Source organism: Clostridium thermobutyricum DSM 4928, assembly GCF_002050515.1.
Classification (GTDB): Bacteria; Bacillota; Clostridia; order Clostridiales; family Clostridiaceae; genus Clostridium; species Clostridium thermobutyricum.
The window spans coordinates 164,053-183,777 of sequence record NZ_LTAY01000059.1 but is presented as its reverse complement, the minus strand read 5'-3'; the positions used below and the strand labels follow the sequence as shown (position 1 = coordinate 183,777).

Here is a 19,725-nt window from a genome sequence, read left to right as displayed (position 1 = left end):
AATATCTCCTTTTTATTTAAATCTAGGTAATCTATCCATTACTTCGCTTACCTTAAATACTTTCATAAGCATAATTAACGTTATATATATTATAATACCTAAAAATATTGATATTAAGCAAGATATACCATTACTTCCTGTGTATAAAAACATAAATTTATATGACAAGAATACACATACTCCCATTCCTATGGAAGCATAAACCGGTTTTATTAGGTTATTATGAACTCTCGTTCTAACCTTTAATACAAATTTCAATATTATTATATTCATTATGGCTACTACTATATATGCAACAATACTTGCTATAACAGCTCCATAAATATTTATTTTAGGATTTGGTACTAAAACTAATGTTAATCCTAATTTTATTACACATCCTATTACTAAAGTTATTACTGGTAAAACATATTTACCTACACCTTGTAATATTGAGGTTGTAGTTTGCGTTAATATTATAAATGGTATAGTTATTCCCATATATCTTAAAATCTCTACTCCTTCAAATCTCCCTTGAAAAACCAATTTCATTATAGGTTCTGCTAATATAAATATTCCTACCATACAAGGTATTGCTACAACACCAGATATTTTAATAGCTAATTCAACTTTATTATTTACTTCTCTCTTTTTATTCAATATATAACTTTCAGCAATAATAGGAACTAAAGATGCACATAAGGCTATTGATAATGTCATTGGAATATTAACTATTACTGCAGCTTTACCTGTTAATTGAGCATAAAGAATTGTTGATTGCTGACTAGTATACCCAGCTTCTAATAATTTTTGTGGTATGCATATAGAATCTATTAAACTCATAACTGTACTAACAGTTGCTGCTAATGAAATTGGCGCAGCTATTTTTAAAATTTTATCTAATATTTCTGGGCTTGTTTTTATTTTTTTTATTCCACATTCTTTTCTAACTTTTCTATATTTATAAAAAAGATATGATCCTCCAAGAATCCCACCTGCAGCAGCACCAAACGCTGCTCCTCCAGCAGCAAATTCTATTCCCATTGGTAACAATAACACTGCTAGTCCAACTCCACAAACTACCCTTCCAAATTGTTCTAACACTTGAGAAACTGCTGATGGAGTCATATTTTGTAGGCCTTGAAAAAAACCTCTAAATATTGTCATTATTGATAATACTAATGGCGCAAATGATATTCCAATTAGAGAATAATAAGCTTTAGAATCCCATTTTAATAAGTGTATAATTGGCTTAGCAAATACAAATAATATAACACTTGTTACTGTTCCTAATAATAACATTAAATGTGTTGAAGATTTAACAACTTTAAAACTTCCTTCTATATCTCCAACAGCATTATTTTCAGATACTATTTTAGAAATAGCCACTGGAACTCCTGATGCAATTGCAACAAAAAACATTAAAAGTGGATAAGACATTTGATAAAAACCAATCCCTTCATCACCAATTAACATTATAAGAGGCCATCTGAAAAATAGGCCAAGAAATTTCGCTATTATTCCAGCTAACCCTAAAACTAAACTTCCTTTTATCAAGGATTGCTTTCTCATAAAATACCTCCAAACTTTTCTTTTCTATTATTAGTATTTAAAGTTTAGAGGTATTATTACTATTTTTTAATTATGTACTATTATTCCATTTGTTTTCCTAAGAATGATGCAGCTGCTTCAGCAACTTTTAATTCAACTTCACCAAATTTGCTATCAGTTTTTGACATTATGATTACTGCCCCTATAGCATCTCCTTCAGCTATAATAGGTGCAATAACTTCTTCTTTTATTTCATTAGCAATTTCATCATTATGTAAAGGAATTACTTTATCTCCTGTTAAGTGAACAACTTTTCTTCCTTCCATAATTTCTTCTAAATCAGGACTTATTTTTCTATCAATATATTCTTTTTTAGAAGCTCCTGAAGATGATATAAATGCATCTTTATCAGCGATTATAACAATATTTCCTACTGTTTGTTGAAGACTTTCAGCATATTCCTTAGAGAAGTCTGTTAACTCTCCAATTGGAGAATATTTTTTTAATATAACTCCACCCTCTCTATCAGTAAATATTTCTAAAGGGTCTCCTTCTCTGATTCTTAATGTTCTTCTTATTTCTTTTGGTATAACAACTCTACCTAAATCATCGATTCTTCTTACAATTCCTGTTGCTTTCATAATTTATATAAACCTCCTTAAAGTTTTAAAAACTAAAACTTATTTTCTTTATTTCCCTATTATTATTTGACTAGACAGAAATTTTATACCCATACAACCATTATTTATATTTTATTTTTACAAATTTATTTAATTTTTTGCATATTTAGTATATACAAATTAAATTCCTTGCATATATCTCCTTTTTAAGGAATATAATTTAATATTATCTATTCAACAAAATTTTATAAAAAAGAAACTACCGAAGTTATTTTATTCGGTAGTTTTTTTAATTTAAAAGGAAGATAGCTATTTAACTATCTTCCTAAATCTAAATTATTTATTTAATTTATCTGTATAAATTTTTACATTTAAATCTTTTTTCCAATTTTCTAAATCTGTATTTAATTTAGTTTGTTGTTGTTGTTGAGTTAATTGTTCTATGATTTGTTTTTGAACATCTTTGAATGGTTGGAATGCTAATTTAACATTTTCAACTTTAATTATATGCCATCCGTATTGACTTTGAACTGGTTGTGAAATTTCACCATTCTTAGTTAATGTTCTTAATGCTTGCATAAATGGTTGAACTAATTGAGTTGAATCATAATTTACGAATCCTAAGCTTCCACCTTTATCTTTTGAACCTGGATCTTGGCTGTATTGCTTAGCAAGTTCTGCGAAGTTCTTACCATTGTCTTTTTTAAGATCTGCTTCTATTTTTTCTGCTTCTTCTTTAGTTTTAACTAATATGTGAGAAACATCAGCTCCTGAATCTTTAGTTGTAAATTCCATTTTATTTTTATTATAGTAATCTTGAGCTTGTTGATCAGTTACTTTTATATCTTTGTAAACATAGTTTTCTAATGTATTATTTATTATTATTTGATCTTTAATTTGTTTTTGGAACTCTTCTTGAGTTAAACCTGCTTGTTTAAGCGCATTTTGGTAACCTTCTTGACCACCATACATTTGTTCCATGAATTTTATTCTTTCATCTATTTGTTTTTGAAGATCAGCATCACTTGGAACAGTCTTTAATTTAACTGCTTCTTGAAGTACTATCGCTTGGTCTACCATACCATTTAATTGCTCTGTTTCAGCCTCTATATATTGTTGTTTAACTGATGCATTATCCATAAAGTTATCGCCGTATTGCTTTTTAACTTGTGCAAGCAATGGTGCCATAGCTTTATCAAGATCACCTCTTGTTATTTTTTGATCTCCGACTTTAGCTAACACTTCTTTTTGAATTGCCTCTGGAGTTTTTTGTACCATTTTACAACCAACAATAGATAAACTTACTAAAGCAACTATTCCGATTGCAACTAAACTTTTAACTTTACCCACGTTTCTACCTCACTTTACTTAAAATTTTCATTGTTCACATGTTCTTCTTAGTATATCAATATTATTACATTAATTCAATTCAAGAAACTTTACATATTTATTACTTTTATAATATTATCAAACATTTCTTTAAAGAATGCCAATGTATCTTCTTTTTTTATACTGCTTTGCTTAAAATAAAATTCTGGACTTTGCCCAAATTTAAGAACAAATTTATCTTTATATTTATCAGATATAGCTTTAAATACTTCTATATAATCTTTATCATTTTCTACAAACTTAAATATTATTCCTTTAGGTGTTTCTTTTATTTCTTCAACTCCTAAAAGTTTAGCTTTACTTTTAATATAAGCTATATCCATAAGATTATAAACACTATCAGGTATTTCTGAATATCTATCTTCTAATTCATCTTTTATTTCCATATAATCATCTATACTTTCAATAGCCGCAATTTTCTTATAAACTTCAATTTTAAGATTTTCATCTTCTATATATCCACTTGGAATAAATGCATCAACCTTAATATCTACTGTTGTTTCAACTGGTTCTTTTGATATTTCACCTTTTATAAGTTTAATAGTATCTTCTAACATTCTACAATAAAGATCATATCCTATAGTTGCCATATGCCCATGTTGCGAAGATCCCATCATATTCCCTGCTCCTCTTATTTCTAAGTCTCTCATAGCTATCTTAAAACCAGAACCAAGTTCAGTAAAATCTTTAAGTGCCTTTAATCTTTTTTCAGCAACTTCTGTTAATACTTTATCTTTTGTGTATAAAAGATATGCATAAGCTATCTTATTAGTTCTTCCAACTCTTCCTCTTAATTGATATAACTGTGAAAGTCCCATTTTATCAGCATCCCAAACTATTATAGTATTAACATTAGGCATATCAATACCAGTTTCTATAATAGTTGTGCATACAAGAACATCAAATTGATTATCCACAAAATTCATCATTTCAGTTTCTAATTGTCTTTCTGTCATTCTTCCATGAGCAAAAGTTACTCTTGCTTCTGGAACAAGATCTTTAATATAAGCTGCCATTTTTTCTATATTTTCAACTCTGTTATATACAAAAAATACTTGACCTCCTCTATTCATTTCTCTTATTATTGCATCTCTTACAAGTTGGTCATTCTGTTCTATAACATAAGTTTGAATTGGATATCTTTCCTCTGGAGGTGTTTCTATTACAGAAATATCTCTCGCCCCAGTTAAAGACATATGAAGTGTTCTTGGTATTGGCGTAGCACTAAGTGTTAATACATCTATATTTTTCTTTAAAGATTTTATTTTTTCTTTTTGCTTAACTCCAAATCTTTGCTCTTCATCTATAATAAGTAGTCCTAAATCTTTAAATTGAATATCCTTTGCAACTAATTTGTGAGTTCCTATAAGAATATCTACGTTACCTTCTTTAGCTGCTTGAATAGTTGCTTTTTGTTGTTTAGCTGTTCTAAATCTACTTATCATATCTATTTTAACTGGAAAGTCTGAAAATCTTTTTTTAAGATTTTTATAATGTTGTTCTGCAAGTATAGTAGTTGGAACTAAAAATGCTACTTGTTTATTATCCATTATAGCTTTAAATGCTGCCCTAACTGCAACCTCTGTTTTTCCATATCCAACATCTCCACAAAGAAGTCTATCCATTACTTTGCTAGATTCCATATCTTCTTTTATCTCTGCTAATGATGTAAGTTGATCTGGAGTTTCTTCATGTGGAAATTCATCTTCAAATTGTCTTTGCCATTCTGTATCTTTACTATATTTATATCCTTTAACAGTTGATCTTTCTGCATAAAGCTTAACTAAATCTTGTGCAATTTCATTTATTGATTTTCTTGCTTTAAGTTTGGCCTTTTGCCATTCAGCTCCTCCAAGCTTATTTACTTTTGGAACTTTACCTTCTCCACCAATATATTTTTGAACTAAATCTAATTGATCAACTGGAATATAAAGTTTATCGCCTTTTTGATAAACTATATCAAGGTAATCTCTCTTTATTCCGCCAACATCTATTTGTTTAATTCCTTTATAAACTCCAACTCCGTGATTTACATGAACTACATAATCTCCTATTTTAAGCTCTGTAAAAGATGTTATTTTTGCTACACCTTTTTTGTTTTTAGGCTTCTTTTTAAGTTTTCTTTTTGCTTCACCAAAAACTTCTTTATCAGAAATAACACAAATTTTTTGTTCTGGATATTCAAATCCTTTTAAAAGATTGCCAAATGTTATTACAACTTCTCCAAATTGTATATTATCTACTTCATCTTTATAAACACTTTCTATCTCTCTATCTCTTAAAACATCAACTAATCTTTCTCCTCTAGTTCTAGTTCCTGAAAGTATTAATGTCTTATATCCTAATTCTTTTTTAGCTTTAATTTCTTCTATAAGAATTTCTAACTGTCCTTGATAATTATGAAGTGTTATTTGCTTTAAATTAACTAATGAATGTGGTTTTAAATATTCTCTTGTTTTAGCGAAAATATCCATTGTAATTATTTCACTAGCTTCTAACTTTTCTATTACCTTTTCTTCATCCATTAAAAGCTTTGCTTGTGAAGGAAGTATATTTCCTTTTTCTAAGAACATAGTAAAGTTTTCTCTAAACTCTATATAAGTAGAATTTAATTTTCCAATGCTTCTTTCAGTATCATCTAAAATAAATCTATAATTTTTTAAATAATCAAAAAAGGATTCCATTTTATCATAGAAAAATGGAAGATATGAATCCATAGTTTCAAAGCCTAGTAAATTTTCTAGACCTTCTATATTTCTATTTATAGTTGATGAAAGTTTTGATTTTAAATCTATATCACTTATTTTATTTACAGATTCAACTAACTCTTTTCTTATTTTTTCACTACTTTCTTTAACTATGTTATTATCTATAATAATCTCTTTTGCAGGAAATATTTCTAGCTTTTTAACTTTATCTATACTTCTTTGAGATTCAACATTAAACCTTCTTATCGAATCAATTTCATCTCCAAAAAGCTCAATTCTATATGGATATTCTTCATCAATTGGGAATACATCTAGTATTCCTCCTCTTAAGGCAAATTCCCCTTTACCTTCTACCATCTCTACTCTTTCATATCCACTTTCAACTAAAATTCTTGATATTTCTTTAAAATCTACCTCTTTTTCAACTTTTAACTTAATTATATGATTTTTATAATATTCTCTTGGTGTATAATTTGAAGCAAATGCTTCTATAGATGTTACTATTATTTTTTTCTTAGTGTTAAGAATTTCTTTTATAACTTTAAGTCTAGCCCATCTTAAATCCCCTGAAATAGCATCTATATTATAAAAAACAACCTCTCTTACTGGAAAATAATAAACATCTAAGCTATAAAAGCTTAAATCTTCATATATATTTTTAGCTTCCATATCACTATGTGCAATGACAACTAAAGGCCTATCATCTTCTTCATAGATGCTATTTATAAAATAACTTCTCCCTGAATCTGATAAACCATATATAGCTAATGGAAATTTATTGTTTTGTATATTTGACTTTATTTCACTAAATTCTGTGCTATTTATTAAAGGTTCCATTAAACCCCTTAATCTCATTGCATACATCACCTCTATACTATTTCTTTTGGTTTAAATCCATTAAACTTATTCATAGCAGTTTTTGTATCTTCTTTAATTACAGTCTCTGCTGCCTTTGCTACTGCTTCTAAACTATCATCTAAAATTTCTCTCTCTATTTTAGAAAAATTTCCTAAAACATGTTTAACTAAATCATCTTTAGGTTGTCCTACTCCTATTTTAATTCTTGAAAATTGATCTGTACCTAAATGACTTATGATACTTTTTATACCATTATGTCCACCGGCACTTCCTTTTTCTCTTATTCTAAGTTTTCCTACGTCTAAGCTTATATCATCATAAATAACTAAAATATCTTCATTTGTTAATTTATAAAAATCTATAACCTCTCTAACACACTCCCCACTTAGATTCATAAATGTAGTAGGTTTTATTATTAAAGTCTTTTCTCCACCTATAAAACCTTCTCCATATTCACCTTTAAATTTTTTCCTATTTATACTAATATTATACACTTCTGCAATTTTATCAATAGCATCGAAGCCTATATTATGTCTAGTATTATCGTATTTTTCTCCTATATTTCCTAGTCCTATTATTAAAAACATATGCTATCTCCTTGTAATTTATTTACTTAGTATTTCACTTATTTATCACTAATTATACTATAATTCAAATCACTCTATAATATTATACTAAATTTTAACAATAATAAAGAGACTTTAAAAAAAGCCTCTTTATTAAATGGTTATATTAACTTCTTTAGATTTTCCATCTCTTAGAATATCAAGTTTTATATTTTCACCTTTTTTCAATCCTTTTACAGATGTATAAAAATCTTCTAAACTATCCATATCTTTTCCATCAACTGATTTTATTATATCAGTTGCTTTTAATCCAGCCTTTTGTGCTGGACTACCTTCACCTATATTTGAAATATAGAATCCAGTTTTATTATCTAACTCTGCTCCTTCAACTCCAAGAACATTAGATTGATTTAATATATCCTGAACACTCTTAACAACTGCATCATTTCCAATTGCAAAATATAATCCATCTAAATTATATTTCTTAGTTAAATACTCACTATTAAATCCTATCATTTGTCCTTTTGAATTACAAAGTACTCCTCCATAGTTTTGTGAATCCATTATTGCATTAGTTTGAATTATACTATATCTTTCTCCATCTATTTTTATAGAGTAATTTGTTGAAGTTATTACTCCTGGAGTTATCATTCCAATATAATTATCCCCTGTTGCATTTCCCATAGACTCAACTGCATCCCCAGTTTTATAACTTAACTGATTTGAATATGATATTGGAGTTAAATTTTTTCCGTTAATTTTAAGAACTGCTATTCCTGTATCTTTATCATATCCTAATAAAACTGCTTTTTCAGCTTTAACTCCTTTAGCAGGTAGCTTAACATAAATATCTTTCATATTTTTTATAAAGTCATAACTTGTTATAATTAATCCCTCTTTGCTTATTACTACTCCTGTAGTATTATTAGGATTTACTTCTATTGTACTCAACTCTTCTTGTGAAGATCCTATTGTAACTAGTGAAGGACTGACTTGTTTTATAATATTCGCTGTTATATTATTACTTTCAGAAGAATTTACTGCATTATTAACTAAATTACTTACTTTATTTTTTACATATTCAGTCGTTACTACTCCAGTAATTATAGCTGTTACAATTATTATTATAAAAATATATAAGTTATTTCTGGTAAACAAAGGTGTTTTATTTTTTATATTTATTTTCCCTTGTCGTTTTTCCGTTTTTTTAGTATTAATACTCATCCTTACCACCAAACATTTATACTTTTTTTAATGTAAATGTAAATACAACTCCTTGGTCTTTACAGTTTTCCACCCAAATATCTTCTCCATGTTCTGATAATATAAGTCTTACTATAGGTAAACCTAATCCAGTACTTACCTTATTAGTTCTAGATATATCAGCTTTGTAGAATCTATCCCAAATTTTCACTGTTTGCTCTTTAGTAAGTGTTGGTCCGTCATTATATATACTAATATAAACTTTATCACCTTTTGATTTAGTATTTATCTTTATATTACCATTTTCATAACCATATTTTAATGCATTATCAATTAAATTTGTTATAACTTGTATCAATCTATCGTTATCTGCATATACATACTGATGGGCCATTTCTAATGTTACATCAACATTAAAGCCATTCTCTTTTATTATTCCTTCAAACTTAGCTAGACATTGTCTAATCATATTACTTATATCTATTTCTTGAAGATTTAATTTTAATTTTCCTGTTTCCATAGTAGATATATCAAGTAAATCATTTATAAGTCTAGATAATCTTTCCGTTTCATCATAAACTATTTTTAAATAGTACCCCTCTTTATCTCTAGGAATTACACCATCTAATATACCTGATATAAATCCTTTTATTGATGTTATAGGAGATCTTAATTCATGAGAAACATTTGATATAAAGGCTTTCCTATTTTCATCTACAGTTTTTAACGATTCTGCCATTACATTGAAAGAATCTGCAAGTTCACCAATTTCATCATTTGATGTAACTGATATTTCTTCATTAACTTCACCTCTAGCAATTCTTCTAGCTGCTGTTTTTATTTTATCAATAGGCTCAATTAACCTTTTCTTTGCATAAAAATAAACAATTATTGCTCCAATAATTATAGCAACAAACGCAGTAAGCCAAATTACTTCATTTGCCTTTATTAAAGATGAATTTATGCTGCTCAAAGGAGCAATCATTACAATTATTCCACTAAAAGAAGCTCCTTTAAATATAGGTGTCATATATACATATTCATTTCCATCGTTACCTTTTATATTATTATATACAATGGATTTTCCTTGTTTTAAAATATTCATTTCCTTTTCAGGTATATTTAAATTAGAAAACTTGTAATCTTCATGACTTACACTCGAAACCGCATAAGTATAACCTATCTGATCAGCTATCAAAATATCTGCATTTACTGACTTACTAACAAAATCCATTACATTTTTTAAAGTAGATAGATTTGAACTACTATCTAAAGTCAAATATGTTATTGCTGCATTTTCTATAATTGTGCTTTGGCTATTAAACTCTTCTTTCTTTTGATTAAAATAATAACTTTTAAACCAAATTGATAGAGTACCTGCTACTAGTATTGATGTAGCTGCTAAAATCAAAGTAAATGTTATGATAAGCTTATATACTAAGCTAGTTTTTTTCATAATTATTTCACCTCGAATTTATAACCAACCCCCCAAACAGTTTCTATTTGCCAAGTGTCTCCTGAATGAAGTTTTTCTCTTAATCTTTTTACGTGAACGTCTACTGTTCTTGAATCACCTGGATAATCATATCCCCATACTTCACATAATAATTGTTCTCTTGTGAAAACTCTATTTTTATTACATGCTAAATAATAAAGTAATTCAAACTCTTTAGGTGGCATTTTTATTTCACTATTTTTATATATAACTCTATATGAATTTGCATCTATAGTTAAATCATTATATTGAATAACTTCTTTATTAGTATTATCTGCTGTATATCTTCTCATTACAGCTTTAACTCTTGCTAATAATTCCTTTGGTTCGAAAGGTTTAACTATGTAATCATCTGCGCCTAACTCTAAAGCTAAAACTTTATCAAAAGTATCACCTTTAGCAGTTAACATTATTACAGGTGTAGTTCCTTCTTTTCTAATCCATTTTAAAACATCTATTCCATCTATGCTTGGGATCATAACATCTAATAATACAATGTCTGGCTTATACTCTAAGAATATTTCCTCAGCTTCTTTACCATTATTTGCAACCTTAGTATCATATCCTGCACTCTTAACATACATATTTATAACCTCGCAGATATTTTCATCATCATCTACGATTAGAACTTTTCCTAAAACACCATCCATATTTTGGCACCTCCATATTTTACTTTTCTTTTATAAACATTAAATTTAAATTGTAAATTTACAATTATAAATTTATCCAATTATAAATTTATCACTTTTTACTTCTTATTAATATAGTCTTATCTAATAAGTTACAAATTATTAACCTATATTGAAATTTTTTTCTTTTAAATTTTATACTTTTATAAGATAAAAAAATAGCTTCAGACTGTTGACAAAGTGTCAGCAGTCTGAAGCTAAGTTATATTAACCTAGTCTCTTTTTAATATAAAATTTAAAACTTATAATAAATATTTTCTGCCCTTATTTTAAATAATTATTTTTAAACTTCTTAAAGAAATTTTCTCCTTTATTTTAATTTTTAATCATTAACTACTTTTCTATGAGGAATTCTCAAAATATTTTTATCTATATTTACTTCTTCACCTATAGAAAGCTCATATGCTATTTCTAAAATATTAATTCCTTGTTCTTTTGCATCACTTATGACAGTACCTGTTAAATTGCCATCCTTTATAGCTTTCAATCCTTCTTCAGTTCCATCTACTCCTATAATTACTGGTTTATAGTTTCTTTTATTTTTTTTATTAAATCTTTCTATTTCTTCACTTGCCCCAATCGCCATTTCATCATTATTGCTAAAAATAACTTCTATTTTTTCTTCATACTTATCTAACCAGTCCTTCATAATTATTTGAGCATTAGTTTGTCTCCAATCTCCTGTTTCACTATCCAACTTCTCTAATTCTATCCCTTCATTGTATAAAGTTTTTATACAATATTCAGTCCTTAAGGTTGTATCTTGATGCCCTTGCTCTCCCTCTAAAATTGCATATTGAATTTTTCCATCATTATTCTTATCTACACTACTTTTATTATTTTTATATTTATCTATTACTATTTCCCCTTGCATTTGTCCAGCTTCTTTAGCTTGAGTTCCTACATAATACACTTTATCCCATCTCTTCATATCATCTTCTACAATTTCTCTATTAAAAAATATTAAAGGTATGTTAGCCTTTTTACATTTATCTATAATAGTTGCACTTACTGTTCTATCTACTATATTTACACAAATAACATCGTATTTTTGTTTTATCAGATTTTCCACTTGATTGTTTTGTTCAAACATATTTACTTTTGCATCTAATAAATCAACTACTATCCTTATTCCATCTTCCTCTTCAATTTCTTTAGCTTTTTCTTTAATAGCTTTTGATATAGATGATACAAAAATATCTTCTTGATTATATAAAGTAACCCCTATCCGTATCTCTTTTTCTTCTCCTTTTACACTACTACATCCTATTAGAATAACCATATTAATCAATATTAAATTTATTAACATCTTCCCCTTACTTCTCTTCACAACATTCCCTCCAAAGAATACATTAATTCACAAATGGGAATAAAATCTTTTGATTGTAGTCATAATACATATTCTCATAATTTATCATTCTTGAATCTATTACTACATCTTCAAACCTATTTTTTTTAATTAAATCTACAGCTGCCTTTACCCCTAAATACCCCATATTAAATTCACTTTGCACAGAAAACCCATTGATAATCCCCTTTTCTAATGCAGATATTATATAATCATTTGTTCCTACACCATAAACTTCTATTTTACTTTCTTTAAATAACCCTTCTTTAATTTTTGCAATCTCTTCTAATAATTCCATATCAAAAGTAACTATTATATCACTTTTATTTTCTTTAAAAATTCTTTCAACTTCTTCTTTTCTTTTTACTTGTAAAAACTGAACCATATTATTAGTTAACTTAATTGACTCTATAAACCCTTCCTTTCTTTTCTTTATATAATCTACATCCTCTTCTATTAACACTAAGATATTCTTTTTAAAATGTCCTCTACTCATTATTTCATCAGCTAGCTTATAACCTATTTTATAATTGTCATAAGGTATATTAATTACTTTTGAATCCTCTACCTTTGTTTCTAAAACTACAATTGGTGTTTTCTTCTTACTTTTGTCAATTTCCTCTTTTATATAATTATATTCAATAGGTTGAATCAATATTGCATCAACTTCTTTATTTAATTCTTCTCTCAATACTTTTATTTGTTCTTCCTTATTTTCTTTTCCCTCCAAATTAATAAAATTTATATTTACCCCCATTTCTTTTTTTGCTCCATCAATACCACTTTTCAACCTAGAAAAACTATTTATTTTTCCACCTTTTGTGATTACTGAAATATTAAAAATTTCGTTTTTTTCCTTTAATAGAACTGCTTCATTTATAAAAATTATTAAAGATATTACAGCAAGAGAAAATGTAAAAACCAAAATACGCTTCTTTCTTTTTTTCATTTCTTAAAATCCCTCTCATCTACATTATTTATATCTATGCAAGGCATATGAATTCTTACTGTTGTTCCTTCATCTAATTCACTATATACTTCTAATCCATATTCTTTACCAAAATATATTCTAATTCTTTCATGAACATTTTTAAGTCCAATTCCTGATCCCTTTCCTTTTTCCTTAGAATAATTAGTTAAAAGTGATTCTCGTACTTCATCTAACATTCCCATTCCATTATCTATAACATCTATATAAATACTATTATCCTTTTTATAGGCTTTTATAAGAATTTCTCCATCTCCATCCATGTCTTCCATTCCATGAAAAATTGCATTTTCAATAAGAGGTTGTACTATAAGTTTTATAGATGCAAGCTCTTCTACTTCCTTTTCTATTTCAAAGGAGTAACTAAACTTGTTTCTATATCTTATTTTTTGGATAGTTAAGTAATTTTTAGCATGCTCTAACTCATTTTTTACAGTTATTATATTTTTTCCTTTACTTAAGCTTATTCTAAAGAATTTTGCTAAAGCCCCAACCATAATTATGCTATCCTTATAGTTTTCCTTTTCAATCATCCATATAATAGAATCTAAAGTATTATATAAAAAGTGAGGATTTATCTGTGCTTGTAATGCATTAAGCTCATTTTTCCTCTTAGCTTCTTGCTCTATAACTATATTTTCCATTAATAAATTCATTTGTATAGCCATAGATTTTATAGCTTTTCCCAAATGCTTTACTTCCGAACTTCCACTAATCTCTATATCTATATCCTTAATATCATTCTCTAATCTTTTTACATATCTTTCTAATTGCATTATAGGATAAGCTATTTTTTGAGATACAAAAACATTTATAATTGCTAATAAGAATAGTGTTAAACACATTATAAATATAAAGAATATTTTTATTTCTTTTTGGTCCGATATAATATCCTTCATAGGTGTTACATTAACAATTTTCCAACCTGTATATCCAACAGTTTTTACTGTTGTCATCCTCTCTTCATTTAAAAACACTTCTCTATGAACTCCATCCTCATAATTAGCTGCTTGTATATTGTTTTCTTTTTCTATATCCGAATAAATTAATTGCTGCCTTGGATGATATATTATTTCTCCATCCCTGCTTATTAAGTAAGTATAACTATTTTTACTAGTTTTATTTTTACTAAATATACTTTCAATACCTAAAAAGTTCATATCAACTAAAAGCACACCTTGAGTAGAATGTCCATCTCTAGTTATCTCTACAGATCTACTTAAAGAAACTACCCAATTATACTTATTTTGATTATATTCATATAAGTTCTGTATATGTGGTATTGAAAAATGCAAATTTTCTTTTTTATTTATAGCATCCTTAAACCACTTACTTTCTCTAGCTTTAACATCCTTTTTAAGTTCCCTTAAAGGATAAGATGCAATTCCCTTTCCTTCATCAGAAAATAAACAAATACTAACTAAAGATTCTTTATTTTCTTCATATAATAAACTCATTTCTAAATCTATATTTTCTTTTGCTAAATCTTTCTTTTTTATACCTCTATAATATACAGTATCTGATACCTTCATCATCTTTCTTAAATAATTATCTAAATTTAAGTTAATCTGTTCTAATATTTCAACATTATTTTCTGATACCTTTTCCTCTAACTCTTTTGTATATTTAAAATAAAGTATAGTTCCTATAAGTATCATTCCTACTATAGCTACTAAAGTAAATGTAATTGAAATTATTTGTCCAATATTTAATTTTCTATATATTCGTCTTATTTTATCCATTGAAAACTTTTTCATAAGAGGTCTCCTTTAACTTTTTCTATATTTTGAAGGAGCTACTCCATATTTTTTTCTAAATACATAGCTAAAATAATTTGCCTGAGAATATCCAACCTTTAAAGCTATCATATAAGCTTTGTCATCAGTTGAATTTAATAATTTTATTCCTTCTTCTAACCTTACATGGGTTAAATAATTTACAAAGCTCATTCCCACCTCTTTTTTAAATAAACTTGAAAAATAAGTTGAACTTACATGTAAATGAGAACAAACTTGCTCAACTGATAATTCACAATCACTAAAGTTTTCACTAATATACTTTTTAGCATCTTCAATTAAAAGCTTAGAAGAATTTATTCTATTTCCTTTTATATGCTTATTTATCCTTTTACCTAATCTTTTAAAAGTCTTTTCTACTTCCTCTAATGAAGTTATATTTTCTAAATAATTATAATAATTAAACTCTTCTTCTAAAACATCTTCCATCTTTAAATTATAGCTTTGCATAAGCTTTATAATAGATATCATAATTTCCATTAAGTATATTTTATACCCATTTAAAGGCATAATATAATTTTCTAAATTCTTAAATATATTTCCTATAACCTTCTCGATTTCATCTTCTGTTGAAATTTTTATAGTATCTAATAATTTCTTTTCCTCTGCTCCTGTAAATTCTAAGTTGATAACTTTATTAGGTTCTACATCCTTTATGTAAGTAACTTTACCTCTTCCTAATATAATTCTATAACTTAAAGCATCTTCAGCAGCTGTAAATGAACTCTTTAGCATATTATATTCATTAAATATATTTCCTACCCCTATAGAAATAGTCTTATTAAATATTTTGTAAAACTCATTACAAACTTGATTTAACCCCTTTATAAGTAAATCTATAGTATACTTTTCATCTAAACTAGCTATTAAAATAACTCTATCTAAGTAAATAAACTTAGTATATATACTATATTCCTCCATAGTATCTTCAATAATTTTACTTATAGAAACATTAACTAATCCTATATTTCCTTCAAAAAGATTTTCTTTTTTTAAATCCTTTCTCTTATCAAAATGAATTATACAAAAGACTAAGTCTCCCTTTAAAAACTCTAACTGGAATCTTTTTATCTCTTCTCTCCATCTCATATCCTTTACTTTACCTTCAATTGCACCAATTAAAAATTGCTCTCTCAATATAGGTAAACTTTCTTTATAATATTTTTGTAGAGTTTCCATATTACTTTTTTCTTTGTACTCTTCATCTAATTTATTTTTAACCTTCTTTAAAACTTCAGCAAGCTCTCTAGCACTTACTGGCTTTAATATATACTCTATAACATTTATTTTTATTGCTTTTTGAGCATATTCAAAATCATCTGAACCTGAAAAAATTATTATTTTTATTCCTGGCATACTTTCTTTTAAGATTCTACCAAGCTCTAACCCATCCATAAAGGGCATTGAAATATCCGTAAGAACAATATCAAGCTTTAATTTTTCAACCTTATCTAAAGCATCTTTTCCATTCTCAGCAGACCCAACTACTTCAAATCCATACTCTTTCCAATCTAATTTTCTAATAATACCTTCTCTAACTTCTTCCTCATCATCAACAATTAGTACTCTATATAAACTCACTCTTTTATCACCTTCCATAAATTTATATTAAAACCTTTTATTTCCTTTAAATTATAACACAGATTCACTTTAAAATTTAGAATTTAAAATTGAAAATAAAAAAAGCTGGCACAACAAGCCAGCTTTCTCTAAATTCTTAATTTCATATTTTACATTCTATATTTTCAATTTTAAACTAGAATTCCTATTACTAAAGAAAATCCTAATAAAACAAATAGTATTATTAAAACTCTATCCATTGTTTCTAGTGACACATCTATACGTCCATATAAAGTATCTCTAACAGTTTTCTTTTTTTCCTTAATTCCTTCTAGTTTCTCCTTTTCATTCATACCATTACCTCATTATTTTTTCGCTATATATTTTCTTACATCTAAAGCAACAGCTACTATAATAATTAAACCTCTAATTATATATTGCCAATATGCATTTACTCCTATAAAGTTTAATCCATAATTGATAACTTGTAATAAAACCGTTCCTAAAAGAACTCCAGGAATAGTTCCAACTCCACCTGAGAATGAAACTCCTCCAACTACACACGCAGAAATTGCATCAAGTTCATAGTTAAATCCTGTAGCTGTTGAAGTAGAACCTGCTCTTGCAGCTTCTAAGAATCCTGCTAAACCATAAAGCATTCCAGATATAATAAATATTATCATTATATTTTTAACTATATTAACACCCGAAACTGCTGCTGCCTCTGGATTTCCACCAATTGCAAACATATTTTTACCTAAAGTTGTCTTATTCCATATAAACCACATAATCAATGCAACTATTGCTAAGTAAAAAACTAAGTTTGGTATTTCTACACTTCCAAGCTTTAAAGAACCATTTACTGCATTTGTATATCTTGAATCTAAGTTTGCTACTGGTTGAGCACCTAATGGCGGTCTATCAATATAAAGACAAGAGATACCAAAAGCTATAAGCTGAGTTCCCAAAGTAATTATAAATGCATGGACCTTCAGTTTAGCTACCCCAAATCCATTAATTGCTCCAAATATTCCACCAATTACTATTGCTAATATTAATGGAAGAGCTAGTGGTAAGATAGGTAACTCTGGATACATTCTCGCTGCATAAGTTGATGATTGTAATAAAGAAGCTGAAATTATAGCAGTAAGTCCTAAAATACGCCCTGCTGATAGGTCAGTTCCTTGTAAAACTATAAGTCCGGCTACTCCAAGAGCTAAAATACCACGTGTTGATGCTTGACTTAAAATATTAGTAAAATTCTTTAAGGAAAGAAATCCTGGTTCCTTTACAATAAAGAAAATAATCATTAAAAATAAAACTATATATAAAGCATAGTTAAGAAGAAAATCTATAACTTTCTTTTTATCTATCTTTTTTTCTACTTTATTATTTTCCATAAATAAACTCCCCTTTTAAATATATTTTGCAGCCATAGTCATAATATCTTCTTGAGTAAGTTCTTTTGTATCACCTACTCCAGCAACTCGTCCATTTGACATAACTAAAATTCTATCGCAAATTCCAAGTAATTCTGGCATTTCTGAAGAAACAACTATTACGCCTTTACCCTTTTTAGCTAAATCTATTATCAATTGATATATTTCATATTTAGCTCCTACATCAATTCCTCTAGTAGGCTCATCCAATAAAAGAATCTCTGGCTTAGTTAAAAGCCATCTTCCTATAATAACCTTTTGTTGATTTCCTCCTGATAATGTTTTTATAGCTGTCTTTGAACTAGGTGTTTTTACCCTCATACTTTCTATAACCCATTTTGTATCTTCTTCCATCTTTTTAGAATTTAAAACACCTTTACTGCTATATCCATCTAAATTAGCTATAATTGAATTAAAATTTATAGATAGCTGTCCAAATATTCCTGTTGCTCTTCTCTCTTCAGTAAGTAATGCAAAACCATTTTTTATTGCTTTTCTTGAAGTAGAATTATCTACTTTTTTCCCATGAAGAATCACTTCTCCACTACTATGTTTTGCTATTCCAAATATAGTTTCTAAAAGTTCTGTTCTCTTGGATCCAACAAGTCCTGCTACACCTAAAATTTCACCTTTTCTTAATTCAAAAGAAGCATCTACAATAGATGGCTGATACATTCCAGTCAAATTTTTAACTTCTAAAATAACTTCCTCTGGCTTATTATCTTTTGGAGGGAATCTATCACCTAAATCTCTTCCTACCATTAATTTAATTATCTTATCTGTAGTAAGATTTTTAGCTTCTATAGTATCTATCCATTTACCATCTCTCATAATAGTTACATCATCAGAAATCTGTAGAATCTCCTCCATTTTATGAGAAATATAAATTATTCCACAACCTCTATCTCTAAGCTTATTTATTATTCTAAATAAATGAGTTACTTCTTCTTCCGTTAAAGACGATGTTGGCTCATCTAACACTAAAATCTTTGCATTATAGGAAACTGCCTTTGCAATCTCTACCATCTGTCTTTGAGAAACTGATAAATTTCCCATCTTTATCTTTGGATTAATATCTATTTCTAATTCATCTAAAACCCTTTTAGTTTCATTGAATAAAATTTTCGAATCTACAACTCCCATTTTCCCTGGAAATCTTCCAAGCCAAATGTTTTCCATAACATCTCTTTGTAAAACTTGATTAAGCTCTTGATGAACCATTGCTACACCATTTTCCATAGCTTGTTTTGGATTAGAGAACTTTATCTTTTCACCTTCTATAAAAATCTCACCTTCATCTTCTATATAAACTCCAAATAGACATTTCATTAAAGTTGATTTACCTGCTCCATTTTCACCCATAAGAGCATGTACAGTTCCTGCTCTTACTTTTAAATTAGCCTTATCTAAGGCTTTAACTCCCGGAAAGTTTTTACATATATCTATCATTTCAAGAATATATTTTTTATCTCCCATTAAATTCTCACCACTTTTCATTATTATTTATAAGATCTATTCCAATGTAAAATTTAAAAT

15 protein-coding genes are annotated in these 19,725 nt (G+C 27.5%); all 15 read right to left on the bottom strand.

Translation table 11 applies throughout. The features are described 5' to 3' along the window. Positions 1 to 12 precede the first annotated feature (12 nt). The 15 genes from CLTHE_RS11650 to mglA all read right to left on the bottom strand — a co-directional run bounded on the left by CLTHE_RS11650 (position 13) and on the right by mglA (position 19,665). Positions 13 to 1,551 (bottom strand): putative polysaccharide biosynthesis protein, encoded by a 1,539-nt coding sequence (locus tag CLTHE_RS11650; RefSeq protein ID WP_080023588.1) that lies wholly within the window; start codon positions 1,549 to 1,551, stop codon positions 13 to 15. A gap of 80 nt (positions 1,552 to 1,631) precedes the next feature. Continuing rightward, a complete protein-coding gene (gene spoVT / locus CLTHE_RS11645; RefSeq protein WP_002598978.1) occupies positions 1,632 to 2,171 on the bottom strand; it encodes a stage V sporulation protein T in 540 nt (179 codons plus the stop codon). A 315-nt stretch (positions 2,172 to 2,486) separates the two neighbouring features. Next, complete coding sequence (locus CLTHE_RS11640) at positions 2,487 to 3,500, bottom strand: peptidylprolyl isomerase (protein ID WP_080023587.1); 1,014 nt, start codon at positions 3,498 to 3,500, stop codon at positions 2,487 to 2,489. Positions 3,501 to 3,589: 89 nt separating this feature from the next. Further along, positions 3,590 to 7,102, bottom strand: a complete 3,513-nt coding sequence (gene mfd / locus CLTHE_RS11635; RefSeq protein ID WP_080023586.1) for a transcription-repair coupling factor — start codon at positions 7,100 to 7,102, stop codon at positions 3,590 to 3,592. Positions 7,103 to 7,116: 14 nt separating this feature from the next. Beyond that, positions 7,117 to 7,692, bottom strand: a complete 576-nt coding sequence (gene pth, locus CLTHE_RS11630; protein ID WP_080023585.1) for an aminoacyl-tRNA hydrolase — start codon at positions 7,690 to 7,692, stop codon at positions 7,117 to 7,119. Between the two features lie 132 nt (positions 7,693 to 7,824). Then, complete coding sequence (locus CLTHE_RS11625; protein WP_080023584.1) at positions 7,825 to 8,895, bottom strand: S1C family serine protease; 1,071 nt, start codon at positions 8,893 to 8,895, stop codon at positions 7,825 to 7,827. A gap of 16 nt (positions 8,896 to 8,911) precedes the next feature. After that, positions 8,912 to 10,330, bottom strand: coding sequence for a sensor histidine kinase (locus tag CLTHE_RS11620; protein ID WP_080023583.1), 1,419 nt, complete (start codon positions 10,328 to 10,330; stop codon positions 8,912 to 8,914). A 2-nt stretch (positions 10,331 to 10,332) separates the two neighbouring features. Further along, on the bottom strand, positions 10,333 to 11,019 hold the full coding sequence (locus CLTHE_RS11615; RefSeq protein WP_002598984.1) for a response regulator transcription factor: 687 nt from the start codon (positions 11,017 to 11,019) through the stop codon (positions 10,333 to 10,335). Positions 11,020 to 11,380: 361 nt separating this feature from the next. Next, positions 11,381 to 12,388 carry a galactose ABC transporter substrate-binding protein gene (locus tag CLTHE_RS11610; protein WP_080023582.1) on the bottom strand — a complete coding sequence of 336 codons (1,008 nt, stop codon included), beginning with the start codon at positions 12,386 to 12,388 and terminating at the stop codon, positions 11,381 to 11,383. 22 nt (positions 12,389 to 12,410) lie between these two features. Beyond that, positions 12,411 to 13,355 carry a substrate-binding domain-containing protein gene (locus CLTHE_RS11605; RefSeq protein ID WP_080023581.1) on the bottom strand — a complete coding sequence of 315 codons (945 nt, stop codon included), beginning with the start codon at positions 13,353 to 13,355 and terminating at the stop codon, positions 12,411 to 12,413. Then, complete coding sequence (locus CLTHE_RS11600) at positions 13,352 to 15,151, bottom strand: cache domain-containing sensor histidine kinase (protein ID WP_080023580.1); 1,800 nt, start codon at positions 15,149 to 15,151, stop codon at positions 13,352 to 13,354. The genes CLTHE_RS11605 and CLTHE_RS11600 overlap by 4 nt, the downstream gene beginning before the upstream one ends. 12 nt (positions 15,152 to 15,163) lie before the next feature. Then, a complete protein-coding gene (locus tag CLTHE_RS11595; RefSeq protein ID WP_169840851.1) occupies positions 15,164 to 16,771 on the bottom strand; it encodes a response regulator in 1,608 nt (535 codons plus the stop codon). Positions 16,772 to 16,941: 170 nt separating this feature from the next. Beyond that, positions 16,942 to 17,103 carry a hypothetical protein gene (locus CLTHE_RS16905; protein ID WP_002598989.1) on the bottom strand — a complete coding sequence of 54 codons (162 nt, stop codon included), beginning with the start codon at positions 17,101 to 17,103 and terminating at the stop codon, positions 16,942 to 16,944. A gap of 12 nt (positions 17,104 to 17,115) precedes the next feature. Next, positions 17,116 to 18,150 (bottom strand): galactose/methyl galactoside ABC transporter permease MglC, encoded by a 1,035-nt coding sequence (gene mglC / locus CLTHE_RS11590; protein ID WP_080023578.1) that lies wholly within the window; start codon positions 18,148 to 18,150, stop codon positions 17,116 to 17,118. 15 nt (positions 18,151 to 18,165) lie between these two features. Continuing rightward, on the bottom strand, positions 18,166 to 19,665 hold the full coding sequence (mglA, locus tag CLTHE_RS11585) for a galactose/methyl galactoside ABC transporter ATP-binding protein MglA (RefSeq protein WP_080023577.1): 1,500 nt from the start codon (positions 19,663 to 19,665) through the stop codon (positions 18,166 to 18,168). Positions 19,666 to 19,725 lie beyond the last annotated feature (60 nt).